The sequence below is a fragment of the Arachidicoccus ginsenosidivorans genome (assembly GCF_007971385.1).
In the GTDB taxonomy this organism is placed as follows: Bacteria; Bacteroidota; Bacteroidia; order Chitinophagales; family Chitinophagaceae; genus Arachidicoccus; species Arachidicoccus ginsenosidivorans.
Map to the genome: position 1 here is coordinate 1870768 of NZ_CP042434.1, position 19698 is coordinate 1890465.

The window sequence follows — 19698 nt, forward strand, 5'->3', positions numbered from 1 at the left end:
AAAAATTCAATTTTAAAAGTTAGGCCATCCGGCTCAATTAATATTTTAAGTTAGATAGAATTTGACTGGCTAATTTGCCTAAATTTTCACTGTCCGATTTGGGCTTACCAGGATTTGCGAGCACTTGGTTAAGTTTACGAGTCACCCAGTCTCTTTCCCACTGATAATAATAAATAGCGGGCGCATCTTTTCCCTCCAAAGAATCCCTTAAATGATCAAAAAATAATACCCAGCGAGCTTTATAGAAGGTTTTTATCATAGGCGCCCACTCTTTATAGGCATATTCATGTAAAGCGTCATGACTGGAATCAACGGCGCCCCAATAAGTATTGAGCATTAATAGATTCAGGAGATTGTTTTTGCCAACGGTTTTATCCTTATTTAATGCCAGCGCCTGATGGGTATAGGTAGACAATTGATAAAAAGGCGTCGATTCCAGCAATGCTTCTGCCTGATCAAATAAGGACAAAAACGCATTGTACGCATTATCAAATAATGGTCTATCCTTATTTGTATAGGCTGTAACCACGCGTGCATAAACAGAGTCCGCCTCTGTCCCAATTTGTTGCATCAAAAGGTTCACCAGATCTATTCTATAGGTTTGTTGATTCTTATATTCTGGCCAGGCTTTTACATAAAGTGCGACCGCTTTTTTGTAGGCCATAAGATCATACTTCTTATTAAGACTGCCCCAGGAAGAGACAGAAGTTATTTTAAGTCCGGGACGGGCGCATAATATGTTTTCAAAAGGGCCTTCCGCATATCCCAGATTGCTGCTATAGGCTGACTGCAGTAAATATTGCCAGGCCTGCTGTATGATTGAATCTGTCTTGCCATAGCGGGCATAAATATAACTTTTTACCCACCTGTTAACATCCACTTTGTTTTTATGCCAGCCAAGTTCCAACATCAGCTCATAAACAACCGGGTTATTATTGATGCCTTCCGGCATAATACCTATGCCTTTGCAAAGACTTGCATATGGACTATTGCGTACCCGATGGATTTCATCGGCAAAGCGTTGAAGTTTACCATTGACGCCTGGCCTTTCCCCAAAATTGGTGACAGTGCACCAGATAAATGGCGTTCCTTCATACCCTTTTCTATCTTCCCAGTTCTGCGTATTCTCTCCAAAAAGCTCCTGAATTAAAATATCCTTTTTATTGACACCGGAAATTAAATGTTTATCAGGATTGGCCTGCCAGCCTTGTAACACCCAGATAGCTCCTGGAAATGCTGTTTGCATCGCATCTTGTATCTTAATGCCCGCTTCTTTTAAATCAATATCGCCATGTTTACCCCCTTCATGGAAAGGATCACCAGAGAAAAAACGTATGTCTTTTCCATATAATTTTTTAGTTGCGCCATAAAACAGGTCACTAATTCTGGTAAAAAGGCTATCAGATGGATCCAGGATATCCGGTCTTTCAAAAGCGAGCCAGTTTCCCTGCGGCACAATATGTGCTTTAAATTTATTTTTTAGAGAAGAAGGCACCATCCCAAAAAATGCCTGCATAACGGGTTCTATACCCAGTTCTTTCATTCTTCTAAGCATCTGCTGCACCAGATGTGCCCTTTCTGCAATTTCTTTTCTGGTCATAGGGCCACCCCAGCCCTGAATATTGCCCATCAACCACCAGGCATTAAAGGCAGGTCCAGTAATAAAAGCATCTATTTCCCTTTGACTGTAACCTAACGCATCCAGAACAGATTCCCAGACGGCTTCTTCTCCATTCGCAACCAACATAAGATTAACCCCACTCAGCGCCATATAATCCAGTTCTTTTTGCCAGTCCTCCCAGTTATAGAAACTCATGGTATAATTATAGGTACAATAGTTAAGGGCATATCTGTATTGAGCGAGCCCTTCTATATGAACGGGCGCGTTAACCATGGGTAGTTTGTCCACTGCACCCATATTGTCTCCCATGTGACTCATAGAACGATGGCAATAATATTTTAAATACCAGTTTACCCCGAAGGCGGCTGCACTTGGACTATTAGCCGCTACGGTAACTTTTCCAGCTACTGTACTCAAGGTAAAGGCATCCTTTTGACCGGAAAAGTCGACCTTTTTAAGTGCCAAGGATTTATTTAACCAAGGCGCTCTTCGTTTTACCAGGCCCCGGACACCTTGGAAATCCTGTGCCTGTAAACCCAGGCAAAGGGACAGAAAAAGAAGGGTAGCGAAAAAGGATTTTTGATTCACGATGATGGATTTTAGAAAATAAGTACGCACGGCTAGCGACCTAGTCCGTTTGGAATAAAACATGCATTTTTTGCTAAGCAATAATAGCCATAATATTTCTAAAAAACTTTACTGTTCCTTTTGAATTTAGATATTTAAGCAAACGATTGACCTACGTACTATATTTATTTACAGCATGTTATAAAACAGGAATTTCCTATTGAACCAACCTGGATATACAAAATGGGCCAGCGATAACCCGTACCGCTGGCCCATTATATTAGGATAACTACCTATTGGCTACTTCTTAATGACTTTAAATCTGCCTACGCCATCAATTTCCCCGAAATAAACACCTTTACTTAAATTTGCGATGTTAATATCGTTTAGCCCCGCTTTTAGTGCGCCGGATTTAACCGCTTTGCCAGCTCCATCAAATAACCTGAAGTGAGCGGCTATATCCACATTTATATGTATAGTAGTTGTGGCAGGATTGGGATATACACTTAACGTCTGACTTGAGGTGTTTTGTGCCAGCGTCAACACTTGCCTATAATAGCTGCTGCTTCCATCTTTATTCACCAATTTTAAGCGGTAAAAGGCCTTTTGTTCTGATTGAGCAGTGACCTTCCTGTATATACTGTTATCGCCTGTAGCCGAAATCTTCGCAACTATGGTAAAGATTTTTCCGTCCAGACTCTTTTCCAGTTCAAAATGATCAAACGCACTTTCAGCAGCCGTATGCCAGCTCAAAGTGGCAAGGCCATTTTGAACTTGTCCCGTAAAATCTGTAATGGTCACCGGCAATACACTTTCAATGGTGATGGTAATCGTATTTGATATTAAGGAGTCTTCCGTCCCCAGATTGGGATATACTGGTCTGGATAGGATAATATCACCCGTAAAATTATCCCATCCTGATTCTTGCGTTATAATACCAAGGAGGGTTGGCATAACCGATAAATCACTAACCTGAAAATGCGTACTGTCAAAAGTAATCCCCATGCCAGTCATCAACGCAGAATAACCAACAAGATCATTAGGATCAACCAGCAAAATCTCGCTAATCGAAGGGCTACTGATAATCATTTTCCATTTATAAGTATTTTCCAGGTCATTTTCATAGGGATTACCCGTAATATCAAGTGTACCACTGAACCCTTTAAATGATGACTCCCCGTTATTAATAATCTTGTCTGTCAATGCTTCATAAGCACCAAGATCTACAACATCATTAATAACCCGATGATGATCAATTAAATCTGTATCACTCGCCACAAATCCAGCGGCACTGTTATCACCAGCATCTATGGCAGGACTGGCTGCTAATAGCTGAAAATTGCCATTATCAGCATCCACAAACTGTGGGTCATCTCCCATACTTCCATATTGGCCGTATTTGATTAAATTATTGCCCAAAATAGGATCAGCAGAACCGTTTTGACCTACAATTTCATATAATTCCAAGGATCCGTCTCCATGAGTAGAAACATTATTCCAGATAATGGAATTCGCTATGGTTAAGGTATTGGCGCCGGTTTCCTCGTACAAAATAGCCGCCCCCCGGTCTGATTATCAGCTGGATTTCCACTTATTGTGCAATTAAGAACAGATAATCCGGCGTGAAAACAAGAGATAGCAGCCCCTCCATAATTAGCCGTATTATTTGTAATCAGACAATTATTAATTTTTGAATTTCCTCCCCCACTAAAACTAAGCGCACCGCCACGACTGGAACTTTGTCCTTTGCTAATGTTGCCTGAGAAAATACAATGAGAATAGATGGATGAAGAACCGCTGTTAAATGCGCCACCACCAGTGGAAGAACCCTTATTATTAGAAAATATACAATCAATGAATACAGGTGAACTATTAAGAACATATAACGCGCCTCCATAATTAATTGCTATATTATCCTCGAAGCTGCAATTGATAAATTTTGGACTACTATTATTTTCCATAAAAACCGCCGCACCATAGCCATTATGCGAAGAAGTAGCAGCATAGGAAACACATTTTTTGAAAGTACAGTTTTGTATAATGGGTGAACTATTATTTAAATAAACTCCTCTGGAGTAGGCGCTGGGATTAAAAGGTGTCAAAAGAAAACCATCTACAACAGTCTGATCGCCTATATTCATGCCGCTTATCGTGTATCTTTTTCTGAAGAATACCCCCCTCTGAGCGTGCTTGTATGGACTGATAAATCCCGCTGATCAATGGCTGATTCCGTACCAGCAAATCCACCGTATAGGGAAACCCCGTCTTTTAAAATAAAGCCGAACCCATTGGCAGCTAAACCGTTAAAGGCACCTTGAGCTACCCAGACTTGATCTCCTGTCGAGGCGCCATCAATAGCCACCTGTATATTGTCCAATGCATCTGACCAAGATGCTCCAGTTTTAGCACCTGAGCCTCCTGACTTCACATAATAAATTGTTTGCGCACCAAGTGTAAAGTAGCAGCATAAGCTTAAAGCAAGGAGTAAAATTGATTTCATAGTGTTTGTTTTGTATAAAATTTAAGTGCAATATGACGCCATTTTGATGTCAGATCCGTTCTCTGCAGCATTAAAAAAAATTCATAAGCAGTTAGTGTACCCCAAAGGGTGTTTTAGGGTCAATTGCGGCTTACTTCACTAACATCAATTGAACAAGTCAAAAATAATCATCTGCCTCTTCTATTGATTAAAAGTAGGGCGGACAAAAAGCGGACAAATATATAATAACATAATAATCAAACACTTATCACAAACATAGTCGAAGACCTTACATACATAAGCCGTTAACGAATTAATAAGTTTTAACAAGGCTAATAAATCGAATTGGATCTAACTTCTAATTTATTCAGGAAAAAAAGCGGCATCTTGCTTTGTAAAAGCATATAGAAGGCCCACTATTTTTGGTCCACAGGTTGTTTCTTTGTCAAAATTTGTGACCTTCTAAATTTTGACAAACTAAAGGAAAACATCGCCATTCTTTCATTAGTTCCATTGAGGTCACAAATTGTGACCTCAAAAAAACGCTTGCATCTTTGTTCGATTGCAATAATATCTACTCAATCAGCTAGCCTGCTCAATATTTATTTTATCTGTATTAAGCATCCCTAATGATTTAACCTGAAGCTTCTTGCCAAATCCTTTTGACGTCCGACCTTTCACCTAATATGAATCAACCAAAAAACTTTTAATATTAACCGCGGCTAATGCTGCCGCCCACCTGTGTCACCATGCTGGAAGTTGAAAACGAACCTGCATTGGTGCCCCCAGAATAGGTGCCGCTCAAATACAGTCCGTTAAAATCAGTGCCAGAAGCAACTGCGCCACCTGTATAGATCTTGTAATTGATTTCTGATTTTAGCTTGGAACTAGCATAGATAAGGGTGCTAAAATCTTCAGGTGCTTTAAAGGTCATAACTTCATTCCCCTCTGTGTCTTCAATATGTACAATTCCACCATTTGTACCACTCCCCAATACAACAGTATGGACGGTGCTGGCTGTAGCTGAAGGACCACTAGTGGCTCCAGCTACCCCAACGATCATTCCGCCGGTGATTTTAAAGGTTCTGGCGTCACAATCAAAACTGGCTTCTGGTTGCCGGGCTCCTGCAGCCACTACAATTCCACCCGTCACCGTCAATAGTCCATTAGCATCAATGGCGTCATTTCCAGTTGCATAAGCGTAAATATGTCCTCCATTTATATAGATGTTGTTAGTTGCGTTAATGCCATCATCAGAGGTCTTACAAACAATTTGACCATCATTAATGGTCAAATCACCCTTGCTTTCTAAACCCTCATCCTGCCCATTTACTGTAATATTGCCTCCATTAATCACCAAATATGGGGTTACATCCGGATTTTCATCCTCATTATCAGCCGTAATACCTTTGCCGTTAGCCTCTATATTAAGCGTCCCGTCGTTGATAATGGCATAACCGGCATCCACTTGTATACCATCATCAGCACTAGTTAAACTTAAAATACCATTATCCATCACAAAGGCTTCGTTTGTGTGGATGGCATCCTTCACTTTTGAAGTCACTGTCAGATCACCAGACCTGACCCTGATATAATCATCGCTGACAATAGCATGTTTAAAGTTCCCCGTTACTGAAAGGCTGCCTGCGCCACTGAATACAATCTGTCCTTCACTAAAAAGGGCGCCTTTAGCATCCTCTCCATCTGTTAAAGAAGTATAAGAGGCCGCATCTACCAAGGTATTGTGGGAATCCGTTTGTAAAACCACAAAAGCCGTCTTTTTTGATTGTATGTTAATAGCAGGCCGGTCGGTGCTTGTTATGTCAACCCCATTTAGATTCAATTCAAACTTTTTATCGCTATAAATCTTCAAGGAGCCATTGCTGGTCCCTCCTGATATATCATAAGCCACACCGGTCACCGTTGCATTGATTACCACATTATTGCCATCCGTCGTAATACTTACTCCATTTCCCTTAAGTGGATTTGTAACAGTTACCACTGCGCCGAAAACAATTTTCACCGTACTGGAAAGTGTAAAACTGGATTCAACAAAGTCGTCCGCATTATATCCCGTTTCGGTGGATCCTTCCCCCGAGCCCGACGTATAAGTACTGTCAATTTGGGTCGTCGCAGAAGTGGTTCCATCACCAGCAGTTGTCCCTGAGGACTGTTGACCATAATTGGGATCAGAATACACACCGTCAGATTTTACACAGGAAAATATACAACAGGTAACAACAAATACTAAAATTGTCTTGAAATTTAAAAGGGCTGTTTTCATACATTAAATATTAAATTCTAACCGAAAAATTAAACTCCGCTGGTAAAGCATGCACAATATGCAAAAAGTCAAAGGAAAATAATAGAAGAAAGCGGCAAATAAAGAGATTTTATGGGCAAACAGCGGTATTCTCATGACCAATACAATTCATGATTTCAAACAATAATACTTAAGATATCCTTCCCAAAAAAAACACCTTACCCCGGAATATCCCAGATAGACAAATATATCAGCAAATTGTCCTACATCCCACTTCTACTGGGTTAAATCATTATGTGATATATTAATTTGTTCATTGACTCATTAGTTTATACTTATGGCATCAACTTGATAGCTAGTCCCATAGTCCAGCTAATCATCATTTTCGATTATCCTCCGTCGCTGCAATCGGTAAAATATCATCCTTAATTTTTGAGCCGATTATAAAAATAGTGAGGTAACTGAAAAGAGGAAATTTTTGCCACTGTCAGTATGTTTTATATCACAAAAAGGGATTATTGTTAACAGAGATTCTGGCGTACATTCAGTGAATGGCTTTTGAGGCGATTTTTCAATTATTAATAGAACACAACGAAGATTGTTAGATATTGAATTGACATAAATAATCCCAAATTGCTGTTGGATAAATAAGAAACGCGACTTTACAAATCAGCAATACAAGTTCCCTCTGATAGGCAACACACCTGGAATCCGTCCGTTAATCATCAAAACGACTGCTTCTCTTTTCCTTTTTGCACACCCGCTTCATTAAAGGCATCTATCCTAAAATAATAAGGCACTCCATTGTTCAGGCCGTTGAGTTTAAGACTTTGCTGATCGTATAGCATCACAGAATTATAGAGTTTGCCTGGTGCTACACCGTAATGCACTACATATCCGGTAGCGCTTGCAGAAGTCGGCCAGCTAAGCCGCGCTGTGCGAGAATCTGATTTTTCTCTTTTGATTTCCACCTTTGTCACTGCACTGGGCATGGGCCCCGGGCCTTTACCAAATACCCTGAATCCAGAAATAGAAAACTTGCCTGCAGGCACCGAAACACAAGTAATTTTCAAATACCGTAAACTTTTGGCAGCAGTCAGCTGTGTATAGTCGTGTACCTGGTCAGCGTTATTTTTAGATTTATCAATGAGCATTTCCCAGTGCTTACCATCTTTGGACCCTTCCATAATATACTTATAGGGCAAAACCTTATCCGTATCACTGAGCTTTGCATCCTGGTCTGCAAAATTAATTTGCACCGCGTGAACAGCTGCGATATGTCCTAAATCCATCAAAAACCATTCGCCTTTCTTTCCAGAGGCGGCACTCCACCAATTGCGCACATCTTCATTAACGGCTAGTTCCGGTTGGTGACCAGCGAGGGAAGAAGAGGCCTGCACTTTCTTTTTATAAGAAAGTAACATCCATCCGGTAAAAATGCTTTCTTTTTCAAAATCCATTTTCCCGGTCACAGCGTTTTGCGGATAATCCCCAAAGCTGGTATTGCAGTACAGATTACCATTCGCATCAAAAAATGCAGGAAAAAGGCCCAGTCTGCGTTCAAACATATGGCGCACAGAAATACGCATCGTCGCAATATGCCAATAATTGCAGAATCTGTCCTGAAAGGTAGCGCTGTGTCCTGCTCCCGTAATAAAGCCCCCGGCTTATAGGAAAATGGACTATTGTCCATATAGGTAAATGGCCCTAAAGGTCGATCGCTGATATATACACCGTCTCCATATACATTAAACTGTGTACCAGGTGCGGCGTATTGCAAATAATACTTACCATTACGCTTGGTCATCCAGGCACCTTCATTCCAGCCAGCCTTTTCATCAATATGGTTTTCCCCAGGCCTTTCCCAGCCGTGATCCCTGATATTATGTGGGATTAAAACTTGTGGATGTCCAATGGTGTCCAGTCTTCGATTCCGGTCTAATTGAACACCCATAATGGGATCCACATCAGAACAGCCATAATAAAAGTACACCTTGCCATCATCATCCAAAAACAAATCCGGGTCGGTAACGGATAAGGGGAAGCTCTTTTGGTATACCTGCCAATTATCCTGTTTGGGGTGCAAGCTATAATAGATTCGGTGCGTCCCACCAGAGGCGATAAAAAAGACCGTATCCTGAATAGCCATGACTGCTGGTGCATAGTCTTTGACAGGCAACAAAGTAGATGGTCGATACGTCCAGTTTATCAAGTTATCCGAATACCAGTAACCGCCTGATTTGGAGGCATACAGGTAATAGACGCCTTTGAATAGCTGAATCACCGGATCCGCCGCTTCCCGGTACCCCAAACCATTATCACTGAACCGGTAATTAAGATTTAAAGGATTGGTCCAGGTCTTATTGCTTGGCTGCTTATTACGCTGACCGTAAGCCACTACAGCGCAACATAAGATGCATGCTAAGAGTGAATGTTTAACTTTGGGCTTTACTGTGGGCTTTACTGAAGACTTAACTTTCATTTTAATTGTCCTGGCCATATTGAATGTTTCTATCGAACGGTGATTGTTGCGGTCTTAGCCTCATCAGCTGATGAGCCACCCGTATACAAGATGTAGTTTCCCTTGTAGACGGTGTAATCTTTTATTGTTGAATCGTACTGCCGAAGCGTGGCCACTGCAAATTTAATAGCAACTTCCTTGGACTCCCCTGCCTTTAAATGTACGCGCTGAAAGCCCATCAGTGTTTTCAAGGGTTTGAACTGCGCTATATTTTTAGCAGTACCGTACAGTTGTACCACTTCCTCACCGTCCCGTTTGCCGGCATTTTTCACCTGGACTTTGACGGTAACTGAATCTGCCTGACCAGCCTTTGTATTAGATAGACTCATATCCTTATAATTAAACTTCGTATAGCTTAGCCCGTATCCAAAAGGATATAAGACCTTTCCGTCAAAATAGCGATAAGTCCTGCCTTTCATGCTATAATCCTCAAATGCCGGGAGTTCAGCAAGAGACTTGTAAAAAGTAATGGGTAGCCTACCAGCTGGATTATAACGGCCAAATAAAATATCCGCCACGGCCGCGCCCCCGTTTTGCCCTGGATACCAGGCTTCCAATATTCCATCCAGGTTTTCGTTGGCCCAATTAATGGTCAACATACCGCCATTGGTCAAGACCAAGACCACTTTTTTGCCTTTCGCCTTAAGCGCCTTTAAGGCTGCTTTTTGCACATCTGGCAAACCCAGCGCTGTCCGGTCCCCATGGAAAAAGCCTTTTTTGTCCACACCACTTTCTTCACCTTCCACCTTCGGGCTAAGGCCGCCACAGAAAATCACCACATCCGCATCCGCAACATGGTCCACCATAAGCCGGATACTATCCTGCATATTTTGCTCGTTGGCATAGTCCCTGAGTGGTCCTTTTATATATCGGCTGGTAATAATTTGCGTATTGCCACCCACTGCATGACGGATTCCTTCCAGGAAGGTTATGGGTTTTGTAGGCGTTCCATTATAGTTGCCCAGTAAGACAGCTGTATCATTAGCGAACGGCCCAACAACGGCAATTTCTTTAAGATGTTTTGACAGTGGCAGTATGCCACTTTTATTCTGTAGCAAAACCATACTTTCCAGGGCGGCCTCTTTAGAAAGCGTGTTATGTGGCTGGCTGTTATTTTCACTAAAGGGGATTTGCTTATAGGCCACCATCTCTTTACTGTCAAACATTCCTAGTTTAAAAAGCGCCAATAGCAATCTGGAAACTGAAACATTAATTTGAGTCTCTGTTATATCTCCTTTTTTCACGGCGTCTTCAAGTGCTACATATTCATTACCACAAGTCAGATCACAACCAGCATTCACAGCAACAGCAGCCGCCTGTGCTTTGGTTTTGACATATTTATGTCCTTGATAGATATCGGTTATCGCCCCACAATCAGACACTACGTACCCTTTGAAGCCCCACTTACCTCTAAGCACCGTATCCAGTAAGTAAGTATTGGCACAGGCCGGCACACCGTCTACGCTATTATAGGCACCCATCAACGAATAAACACGGCCTTGTTTTACCAAGGCTTCAAAAGCTGGTAAATAAGTATCATACATATCTTGCTTACTAACGACTGCGTTAAACCAATGCCGATTATATTCACTGCCACTATGAATGGCAAAGTGTTTAGCAGTAGCAATTGCTTTAAAGTATTTAGGATCGTCTCCCTGCAGCCCTTTGACAAAGGCCACACCTGTATGAGCGGTCAAAAACGGATCCTCGCCATAGGTTTCCTGCCCTCTGCCCCACCTGGGATCTCTGAAGATATTAATATTAGGCGTCCAGAAATCCAGTCCCTGATAAATTCCTCTTTCTCCCTTACGGACATGCTCCTCATGCTTAGCCCGCGCCTCCGTAGAGATCGTTGTTGCAATCTTATGCATTAAAGGAATATCCCACATGGCAGCCATGCCAATGGCTTGCGGAAAAACGGTGGCAATGCCGTCGCGGGCAACACCGTGTAAACACTCATTCCACCAGTTATAAGCCGGGATGCCTAAACGAGGTACCGATTTGGCATCATTTTGCATGAGTTCGATTTTTTCTTTGAGCGTCAGGCGGCTTACCAGATCGCTCACGCGCGCCTCAAAAGATAGCGACGAATTCTGAAATGGATACTGACTGGTCTGCGCCTGTAAATTAACGGCATTAAAAAATAGTCCTGCAGCAGCTGCAACAATTCCCAAACGATAACCCAAGCGTACTCCTTTCATGGATAATAGTCTTTAATTGAATAAATATATCAGAATCAACAAATTAAGACTATTTTAGTCAATTTGTGCATTCGATTGCCAAATATAAAAAATTATCCACCATTTGCCACATTTTTTTGGATGGAAGACAATAACAATATACATGCACCTATTTAAATAAATGCTCATCACTACACAATTCTAAAAAAATACCGACTAACTTCCCAATGATCTCCGCACCAGATTCCTGCTTACAGCATCGTAAGTATAATATATTGCGCCCTTACCAATGACTCTAATCTTAAATGATAAATCTTGTACTTTAATAGTTTGTGGCGAACTTAAAATCTATTACAATGTCAGCATCGATAATGATTCATGGATAAGATATAAAAGCATCGAAAGAATGTTTGACCTTAACCCATCACCCTTAATAAAGGAGAAACATACAATCAGTGTGGCACAAGGCAAGGAATACGATTTCATTTTTATTTAAGAGGCTTAGTGCCTGGTCCTGGCGCTAAATTACTGAGATGGGAAACAAAAAAATCCAGTTTCTGTACTGGGCAGCAGCATTAGTTTGATGCTGCTGCCCAGGTCTCTAAGGCATTTATTGCATCAAACAATACACCGGCAGAGCCTCTAAAAGAGCCAGAACCGGCAGGTTTGCCATCTCTGGTATACCATTCATAAAACCCCTTATTTTTAATCACTCGGTTTAGCATAGGACTGATTTCCTGATAAGCTTCCCCAACAAACCCATTTCTTACCAGCTCCAGAATCATTCTGCCTCCAAACCAAGTCCAGTCACCGCCATTTTGATATCCATAAGGGTACATGCCTTTATTTTTAAAAAAGCCAGCTGGATAAGTTGGATACAAAGTAAGACCAATGGAAGGCGCACCGGCTGCTTTTACGCCCGCCACCATCTGCTGATTAACAGCTGCAATTTCCTTCTTGGTCAAAAGGCCCGCCTGTATCGCAATCGCCGTTCCACCGTAATACAAGATCTTATTCTCATCAAAATCTTTCGGGAATGGACTGCCATTTAAATAAACATGGGGTCTGAACTTTTGATTTTTAGCGTCCCATAATACCCGGCGGACCTGCTTACGGATGTCCTTTTGCACTTTCTCCCACCTATGCTTGGCGGGCTCCATTTCAAGAAAGTTATTTAATGCAATCAAAAACATCGCATTATCATAAATATCGATGGCCATATGGCTATTACTGTCTATCACAACGCCCCAAGGAGATTCTGGTTGTACATCACCCCAGTCTGCGGTGGTCGCCCCATATAACAAGCCATATTTTTTACTGTAGTGACTTTTCATCAGATAATCCAGTGCCATTTCCATCCTGTCTGCCACGCTTTTCCCACCAATCATTTCCTGTAGGATCTGCTGATCATGGGTCACCTCTATATACTTATACACCGCCTGTATTAAAGAAGACTCCTGGTCTGTTTCTACCGTGTTTTTATGACCTGCCAGACCGGGTGCCAGCGAACTATATATATAATCATAGCCCACACTTGCCTTGGTTTTGGGTATATACCCGTCAATTATATTACCGTCCTGTCCCTGCATTTTAAAAAATAGCAGCAGTTTCTGTTTTACGGTATCTAAAGGCATTACCTTACAAGAAAGCCTGATAAATGTATTAAAATCACGGATCCAGACTTCTCCATAGCCGCTACCCGCCGTAAATCCGCTGGCCACTAGCTTTTGGGCCATAGTCCTTACCTCACGTAACCTAGTATCACTTTTGATGTCATTACGCAGTGCTGTAATTGACTGCGCATCACCTGTATGGTTCGTTTGGGCGTGTAAAGACCGGCTGCCTGGCAAAGCAAAGAGCAAAGTCATTAAAATAATTACAGCCAATGGTTTAAGTTGATTAAAAGAGCAACTTTTAATATTCATTCTATTATTTTTTAATATACCGAAACAGTCGTTTATCATAATATTTAAAAATTTATCTATCAAGATACCAATCAAATAATTTATCTTTTAGCAGTACTGTTAACACCCCAATGCTTATTGGGTTCAGGTCCCATCTGAAGCTCCAGTTGCCCACCGGACAGTAATGCACTTGCAGGGAAATAAAAATTATTTAAAGGCTTGCCATTCAATCTGGCACTTTGAATATACTTATTGGTTCTGGACGCATCTTTAGCGATTATCTTAAAGGATTTACCTCTACCGTACTGGCTCCCCAGATCGATGGTAACTTCCGGATAAAGCGGACTACCAATCTCATAAATAGGCGTACTGCTGGCACCGCCATCCATCTGGAACAGCCCAAGGGCTGTCATCACAAACCAGGCGCTCATCTGTCCCTGATCTTCATCGCCCAAATAAGCATTGGCTACTCCATAACCGTAATACCGGTCCAAAATGGAACGTGACCATTTTTGCGATAGCCAGGGTTTGCCCGCCCAGTTAAACAAAAAGGCAAATTGCATGGACTGTTCATTACCCTGAATAACAGGATAATCCCAATATTGATCGCCGGGCGCATTATAACGAAGCCTTTCGCTTTCGGTAAAGCCCCACTCAAGCCGCTTTAAAAACCGGTCTTTACCGATCTTTTTGATAAGTCCTGGAATGTCTTGGGGTACATAATAGGTCAACTGCCAGGCATTTCCTTCCACATACTGTTTGTTAGCTCCCGATCTGAAAGGGTCAAAAGGTGTCATCCAGCTGCCATCCGCATTCCTGACCCTGGCATAGCCAGTGGTAGAATCAATGGCATTTTTCCACCAACTGCCGCGGTCGTTAAAAACCTGATAAGTTTTTTTATCACCCAATGCTTTTGCCAGTTGGCCCACTGTCCAATCATCATAGCTATATTCCAGCGTATTAGAGAACCTGCCTTTATCGCCAGGTACATAATGATGTTTTAGGTAAGGGAGCAAGTCTCTGTTACCGGCATAACCAGACTTCCCTACTTTCTGGGAAGGCGTGGTCTGCATTTTAACGGCTGCCTTGAGTGCTTTTTGTGCATCAAAATCCCGGATCCCCATCTGATAAGCCCCTACAATGAGCGGAATCTCATGCTCAGCCACCATCACCGGTATGTAGTTCATACCGGCGGGTCCTTTGGCCAGCCACCCATTCGCATCATACATGGCTAACTCAGATTTCACCCATTTAGAAGACCACTCAGGAAAGGCCAGGTTCCAGAATTGATTCAAATTCCAAAAGGTATTCCAGAAAGCATCACAACCGAGTGCTCTGGCACTGGTATCGGCCAGTTTTTGAACTTTTTCACTGGCATCCACCCACTCCCCATTCACATCGCTCCAGGTATTTCTACTGCATAATGCCCGGTACATATTGGTATAAAACCGCATTTTCTCTCTGGCATCATCCGTATTAATTTTAATTCTTTCCAGTAACTCATTCCACGTGGCCAGACTATGACCACGGACTTTATCAAAACTCCAGCCAAAAGGGTCCGTAATTTCTGTTTTTAGGTTCTGGGCAGCATTTGCGGTGCTGACTAGAGAGATGCCTGTACGCATTTGTACCGCCCTATGCACCCTTGTGTCAAACTCAACAAAGGCCCCGGCCGATTTCGGGTCTTTCAAGGTGATATTGTCCCCAGACAACACCTGATCTCCATTCCAGGTACCAAACTTTTTAATGGGTTGATCAAATTCAATCACAAAATGCACGGTATAGTCCTGATCTGCATCCTTTGACCAGACCCTGGGCGCAAACTGGTGGCTATAACCTTCAATTCTATAATCACTTACTTTTTTAAAATGAACGTCTTTTAAATCGTAACCGTATTCAGCTGGTGTTTTCAGATCGATCATGATACGACTTCCTTCTTGCTTCGGATAGGTATACCGTTGAAAACTGCACCGTGTCGTTGCTGTTAATTCAGCCAGGATATTATGATCGGTCAGATGCACCTTGTAGTAATCTACAGCTGCTACTTCAGAGGACTGATCATATTTGGACCGGTAGCCTTTTTCCGGATGTTTTCTGGGACCTACTTGTAATTTCAAAGGTCCGCTGGTTGGAAAAGTACCCAGCCCAGATAAAGTCCATTCATGGATATGACTAAAAGTACCAATACTGTTATACATGGGATCATATCCGCTGGACCAACCAGCGTCCTGATTATCCGGACTGAGTTTCACCATACTAAATGGCATCCAAGGCCCAGGTGCAATCATCCATCTGGAATGCGCCGTACCCATTTTTGTATCAATGTATTCACCGGGCGTGATCAAGTGCTGTGGGCTACGGATTACAGTCCCTTTTGTCAATAATCTACCATCCGCATAAATTGCATAAGTACTTGTCTTTTTGGCTTTTACCGCAGGCATTGGCACCTCCAGATCGAACCTGCCGGTATCTAGTTTTTGCCGGAAAATATGCTTTCCGTCTAGCGTAACGCTGAGTTCAGGTTGTCCTTTTAACTGCTGGACATCCACCAGTAAGGGCTGCGCAAGCAGGCCAGCTTTCTGGCTTTCTGAGGATGGGCTTTGGTCATTAACATTGATCTCATAATCACCTGCATGCACATCTCTTAAAAACACCTGACCTGGTTTAACCAAAGCAATAGGCTGCTCCGCCTCCAAACGTACCTGATCAAATACTACCCAGGAGCCTTCAGTTGACGTAATCTGGATTTGATTGCCTCCTGGTTTTAATAATCCTTTTGTAGCAACGCTTACCGTCCTTGCCAGGTTAGCGGCTTTGGCGGCTTTATAATCTGTAGGATTGCCGCTGATAAAATTAATGAGCGTATCTTTTTGTAAGTTATACTCAAATGGATGACCATTAATGGTAATCTTTAATTTAGCTGGTTTTTCCCCCTGATAACCCACCAGGTCAATCACCAGCTGGCTCGGATCATCTATGGGGAGATCCTGAATGCCGAAAAGGACATTCAGTACTGGATTGCGAACACCTGCCGTTCCACTGGTTCCCCCAAATCCGTCAACCGGTCCCGGTAATACATAAGGCCAGTCAGTCTGGGGTTTTGAATAGCCGATTAAATAGAATTTATCCTCCCATCCAAAATCAGCCTTCAAAAAATCTGCATATTTATCCGGGTATAATGCCATGCCTTTGGCACTACCATCTTTCTTTCCAATTTGCCAGACCGTATGTAGTTTACCGCCACCGTCTACTTCATTACTACTGGTTGATACCTGGCTATTGGCTGCAGGTAACGCTACTAGCAAGGATAGCAAACCTGCAATTATGCACCTTACATAACTTGACTCCTTGTAATTGTCACTGTGATTGTCATTCATTCGATTCTTATATTTAAAATAGTTCCGTCGAAACACTTTGCTTAATTTACTTGCTTATTTATATTTTATTGAATATTTAATCCTATAATATTCGTCGTAAAACCCCCTTTAATTATCCATGCATGTTTATTGCCATTGAAATACCATTACATTTTTTTATTTAGGCAACACTGCCACGCCCCACTGCTTATTGGGACGACTACCCATTACAAATTGCAGCGTTCCGCCTTGCATCAGCTGGTCTCTGTACAGCCAACACTGCTTTAAGTCCCTGCCATTAAAACGTACAGATTGCACATAGACATTTTCCTTTTGATTATTTTTTGTTTCTATGACTAGTTGCTTCCCATTGCCCAGTTCAATAACCGCCTTATCAAAAGCCGGGCTACCCAGCTCTACTATGGGGCGTTTATCCGTAAGCCCTTTTACATCAAATAACCCCAGTGAAGTCATGACCAGCCAACTGCCTAGCTGTCCCTGGTCCTCATCCTGTCCATAACCGTATCCATGAATGGAGTCCGTGCCATAAAAATCATCCACAATCGCTCTTGTCCAATACTGTGTTCGCCAGGGCTGACCAGAAAAATTAAAGAGCCAGCTCATCTGCATATCAGGCTGATTGCCCTGATTATAAACTGCTTTTACACCAGAAAATGCATCCATTGTTTTGCCCCCGCCAAATCCCTCAGCCTTTTCTTTTGTAAAAATCTTTTGGAGCCGTTCATTAAACCGGTCTTTACCTACAGCGGCGCTTAAACCCTGTGGATCCCAGGGCACAAAAAATGAATATTGCATTCCATTGCCTTCCTGAAATCCCCGCCAAGGCTCATTTGGATCATAATGGTCAATAAAATGACCTAATGTATCTTTTGGGCGGATGAGTTTTAAACTGCTATCAAAGAGATGATGCCAGCCATTCGCATATTGAGTAAACATTTTGGCATCATCTGACTTACCTAAAGAGGCTGCCAGCTGGCTGGCTGCATAAGCCCCAAAACAATATTCCAGCGTATGCGAGGCAGAAAAATTGGATCCCTTTGCCGTGGATCCCTGCTGATCAATGTAGGGCACATATCCTCTTTTGACAAAACTTTCCAGATCACTTTTGCCTGCCCCCACCGGACGAGATCCATTTTGATCCTTAACGCCTAGTACATTTTTATAAACTGCCTGGTATATTTGCTCAAGGGAAGCGGGATCCATTTGTTTAAATAGCCCTAACTGGTAGGCAGAAGCTACTACCAGACCCACAAAATTGGTTCCGACCCCGGAAGCATACTGGCTATTAACGAGTCCATCTGAAAACCAGCCTCTGTTTTTATACATCTCTAATTGGGTATAAACAAAATCTTTCAGGTAATGAGGATAGACCAGCGACCACAGCTGTGTCAGGTTCCAGTAAGCCCCCCAAATAGCATCCGAGTTCAGCATCTGAAAGGGTAAATGAGCGGGTCCTACCTTAGCATTACTCGTAACACTGCCAGTGATAGGACTGGTTGAAACAACCCTTTGGGATTGCCCGGAAATGTGCTCAGATTGAAAAGCCATCGGATAGTCTCCATTTACATCCGAGCTGACACCTCTTCCCAGGAGTGCATGATAAAGCCCCGTATAAAATTTCTCTTTCAATGCCCTGGAAGCACTCTTTACTTTTATTTTACTAAGTGCAGCTGCCCAGATTTGCCGGGCGCTTAATTTAGCGCCGTCAAAATTTAACCCGGCAGCCTCCACCTGCAAATTCTTTTTAGCATTTGCAATACTTGTGTAGGAAAGGCCGATTTTTACCTCAACCGGACCGCGTGGCTTCTGCTTATCTGAATCGCTCGGCTTGCTTGCGTTATCTGCATAATCAAAATACAGGCCGCAGCCTTTCCCAGAGGCAGTTGCCTGAAATGATTTGGAGATGGTGCTAACTGATTTATCTGTAAAACTGCCCACCCCTGTGGGTGCCTGACTGAGCTGGCCATAGATATACATCTGCACGGCGCCTCCTGGATCGAAAATCTCCACATATTTAGGACTCGTACGGACATTCCCTTCAAAATGGGTGCTATCCACCATATGCACATTTGCAGCTTTTACCTCTCCGCTCTCGCCCCATTTTTGCCCCATTAGTAGCAAGATGCGGTTGCCGGATTTATTACCAGTACCATTACCATTTCCTTTTCTATTCACCTGCCCTTCCGGAAAACTAAATCTTAAAAATCCTACATGCTTGGTTGCAGTCAACTCAGCCTTTATGCCATAATCATCCAACAGCACTTTATAATAACCAGGACGGGCTACTTCCGTACTGTGTTTGTAATGCGACCTGAACCCTGTTTTCACATGATCCGAGCTATCACCGATCCGGGTAAGAAGGGGGCCGTTTGTTGCGGTTAGCATGACACCTCCTAATTGCCATTCATGGAACAGCACAAACCCTTCAATGGTTTTATCTCTTGGGTCATACCCTACCGCTTCCCAACCAGACTTATTGCCGTAATGGCCATTAGTGGATGGCGCCAGTTTAGCCATACCCTGGGGCACTGCACCAGGCGTAAAGAAAAACCACCGGCTCTGGGCCGTACCGATTTCAGGGCGAACAAAGGACAATATATCTGAAGGCTGAGCCGCCAATTTGAAACTTGAAAACAGACAAACAGCGCATATCAGTCCCGAAAGCACGGCCTGCAAGACCAGACCCCGGCGGGGTCTGGTCAACAATAAATGCATTTTCTGCATGTACCCATGGCAACGAATTCCTGTACTAATTTGTTCTGTCATGCGCATTATTTAAATAACTC

11 protein-coding genes are annotated in these 19698 nt (G+C 42.6%); all 11 read right to left on the bottom strand.

Annotation, left to right across the window (positions count from 1 at the left end; genetic code table 11):
- Window positions 1–37 precede the first annotated feature (37 nt).
- A complete protein-coding gene (locus tag FSB73_RS07635; protein ID WP_158639457.1) occupies window positions 38–2209 on the bottom strand; it encodes an alpha-N-acetylglucosaminidase in 2172 nt (723 codons plus the stop codon).
- A 279-nt stretch (window positions 2210–2488) separates the two neighbouring features.
- Window positions 2489–3739, bottom strand: a complete 1251-nt coding sequence (locus FSB73_RS07640; RefSeq protein ID WP_146780937.1) for a T9SS type A sorting domain-containing protein — start codon at window positions 3737–3739, stop codon at window positions 2489–2491.
- Window positions 3709–4329: a right-handed parallel beta-helix repeat-containing protein gene (locus FSB73_RS07645; RefSeq protein WP_146780938.1), complete on the bottom strand. Its 621-nt coding sequence runs from the start codon at window positions 4327–4329 to the stop codon at window positions 3709–3711. Before FSB73_RS07645 ends, FSB73_RS07640 begins: the two co-directional genes overlap by 31 nt.
- Before the next feature lie 5 nt (window positions 4330–4334).
- Window positions 4335–4688 (bottom strand): hypothetical protein, encoded by a 354-nt coding sequence (locus tag FSB73_RS07650; RefSeq protein WP_158639458.1) that lies wholly within the window; start codon window positions 4686–4688, stop codon window positions 4335–4337.
- Window positions 4689–5379: 691 nt separating this feature from the next.
- Complete coding sequence (locus tag FSB73_RS07655; protein WP_158639459.1) at window positions 5380–6867, bottom strand: carbohydrate-binding domain-containing protein; 1488 nt, start codon at window positions 6865–6867, stop codon at window positions 5380–5382.
- Between the two features lie 788 nt (window positions 6868–7655).
- A complete protein-coding gene (locus tag FSB73_RS07660) occupies window positions 7656–8498 on the bottom strand; it encodes a discoidin domain-containing protein (protein WP_158639460.1) in 843 nt (280 codons plus the stop codon).
- Entirely contained in the window at window positions 8399–9328 is a 930-nt protein-coding gene (locus tag FSB73_RS07665; RefSeq protein ID WP_158639461.1) for a family 43 glycosylhydrolase, read from the bottom strand. Before FSB73_RS07665 ends, FSB73_RS07660 begins: the two co-directional genes overlap by 100 nt.
- Before the next feature lie 113 nt (window positions 9329–9441).
- Window positions 9442–11652 (bottom strand): glycoside hydrolase family 3 C-terminal domain-containing protein, encoded by a 2211-nt coding sequence (locus FSB73_RS07670; protein WP_146780943.1) that lies wholly within the window; start codon window positions 11650–11652, stop codon window positions 9442–9444.
- Between the two features lie 554 nt (window positions 11653–12206).
- Complete coding sequence (locus FSB73_RS07675; RefSeq protein WP_146780944.1) at window positions 12207–13556, bottom strand: glucosidase family protein; 1350 nt, start codon at window positions 13554–13556, stop codon at window positions 12207–12209.
- A gap of 80 nt (window positions 13557–13636) precedes the next feature.
- On the bottom strand, window positions 13637–16912 hold the full coding sequence (locus FSB73_RS07680; RefSeq protein ID WP_146780945.1) for a GH92 family glycosyl hydrolase: 3276 nt from the start codon (window positions 16910–16912) through the stop codon (window positions 13637–13639).
- Window positions 16913–17068: 156 nt separating this feature from the next.
- Window positions 17069–19678, bottom strand: a complete 2610-nt coding sequence (locus FSB73_RS07685) for a GH92 family glycosyl hydrolase (protein ID WP_225974596.1) — start codon at window positions 19676–19678, stop codon at window positions 17069–17071.
- Window positions 19679–19698: the final 20 nt, after the last annotated feature.

What these genes read in the sequence shown, in the direction of transcription:
- FSB73_RS07645 (WP_146780938.1), bottom strand. Translation starts at nt 4,329, where the DNA reads ATGAATATAGGCGATCAGACTGTTGTAGATGGTTTTCTTTTGACACCT.
- FSB73_RS07650 (WP_158639458.1), bottom strand. Translation starts at nt 4,688, where the DNA reads ATGAAATCAATTTTACTCCTTGCTTTAAGCTTATGCTGCTACTTTACA.
- FSB73_RS07660 (WP_158639460.1), bottom strand. Translation starts at nt 8,498, where the DNA reads ATGTTTGAACGCAGACTGGGCCTTTTTCCTGCATTTTTTGATGCGAAT.
- FSB73_RS07670 (WP_146780943.1), bottom strand. Translation starts at nt 11,652, where the DNA reads ATGAAAGGAGTACGCTTGGGTTATCGTTTGGGAATTGTTGCAGCTGCT.
- FSB73_RS07675 (WP_146780944.1), bottom strand. Translation starts at nt 13,556, where the DNA reads ATGAATATTAAAAGTTGCTCTTTTAATCAACTTAAACCATTGGCTGTA.
- FSB73_RS07680 (WP_146780945.1), bottom strand. Translation starts at nt 16,912, where the DNA reads ATGAATGACAATCACAGTGACAATTACAAGGAGTCAAGTTATGTAAGG.
- FSB73_RS07685 (WP_225974596.1), bottom strand. Translation starts at nt 19,678, where the DNA reads ATGACAGAACAAATTAGTACAGGAATTCGTTGCCATGGGTACATGCAG.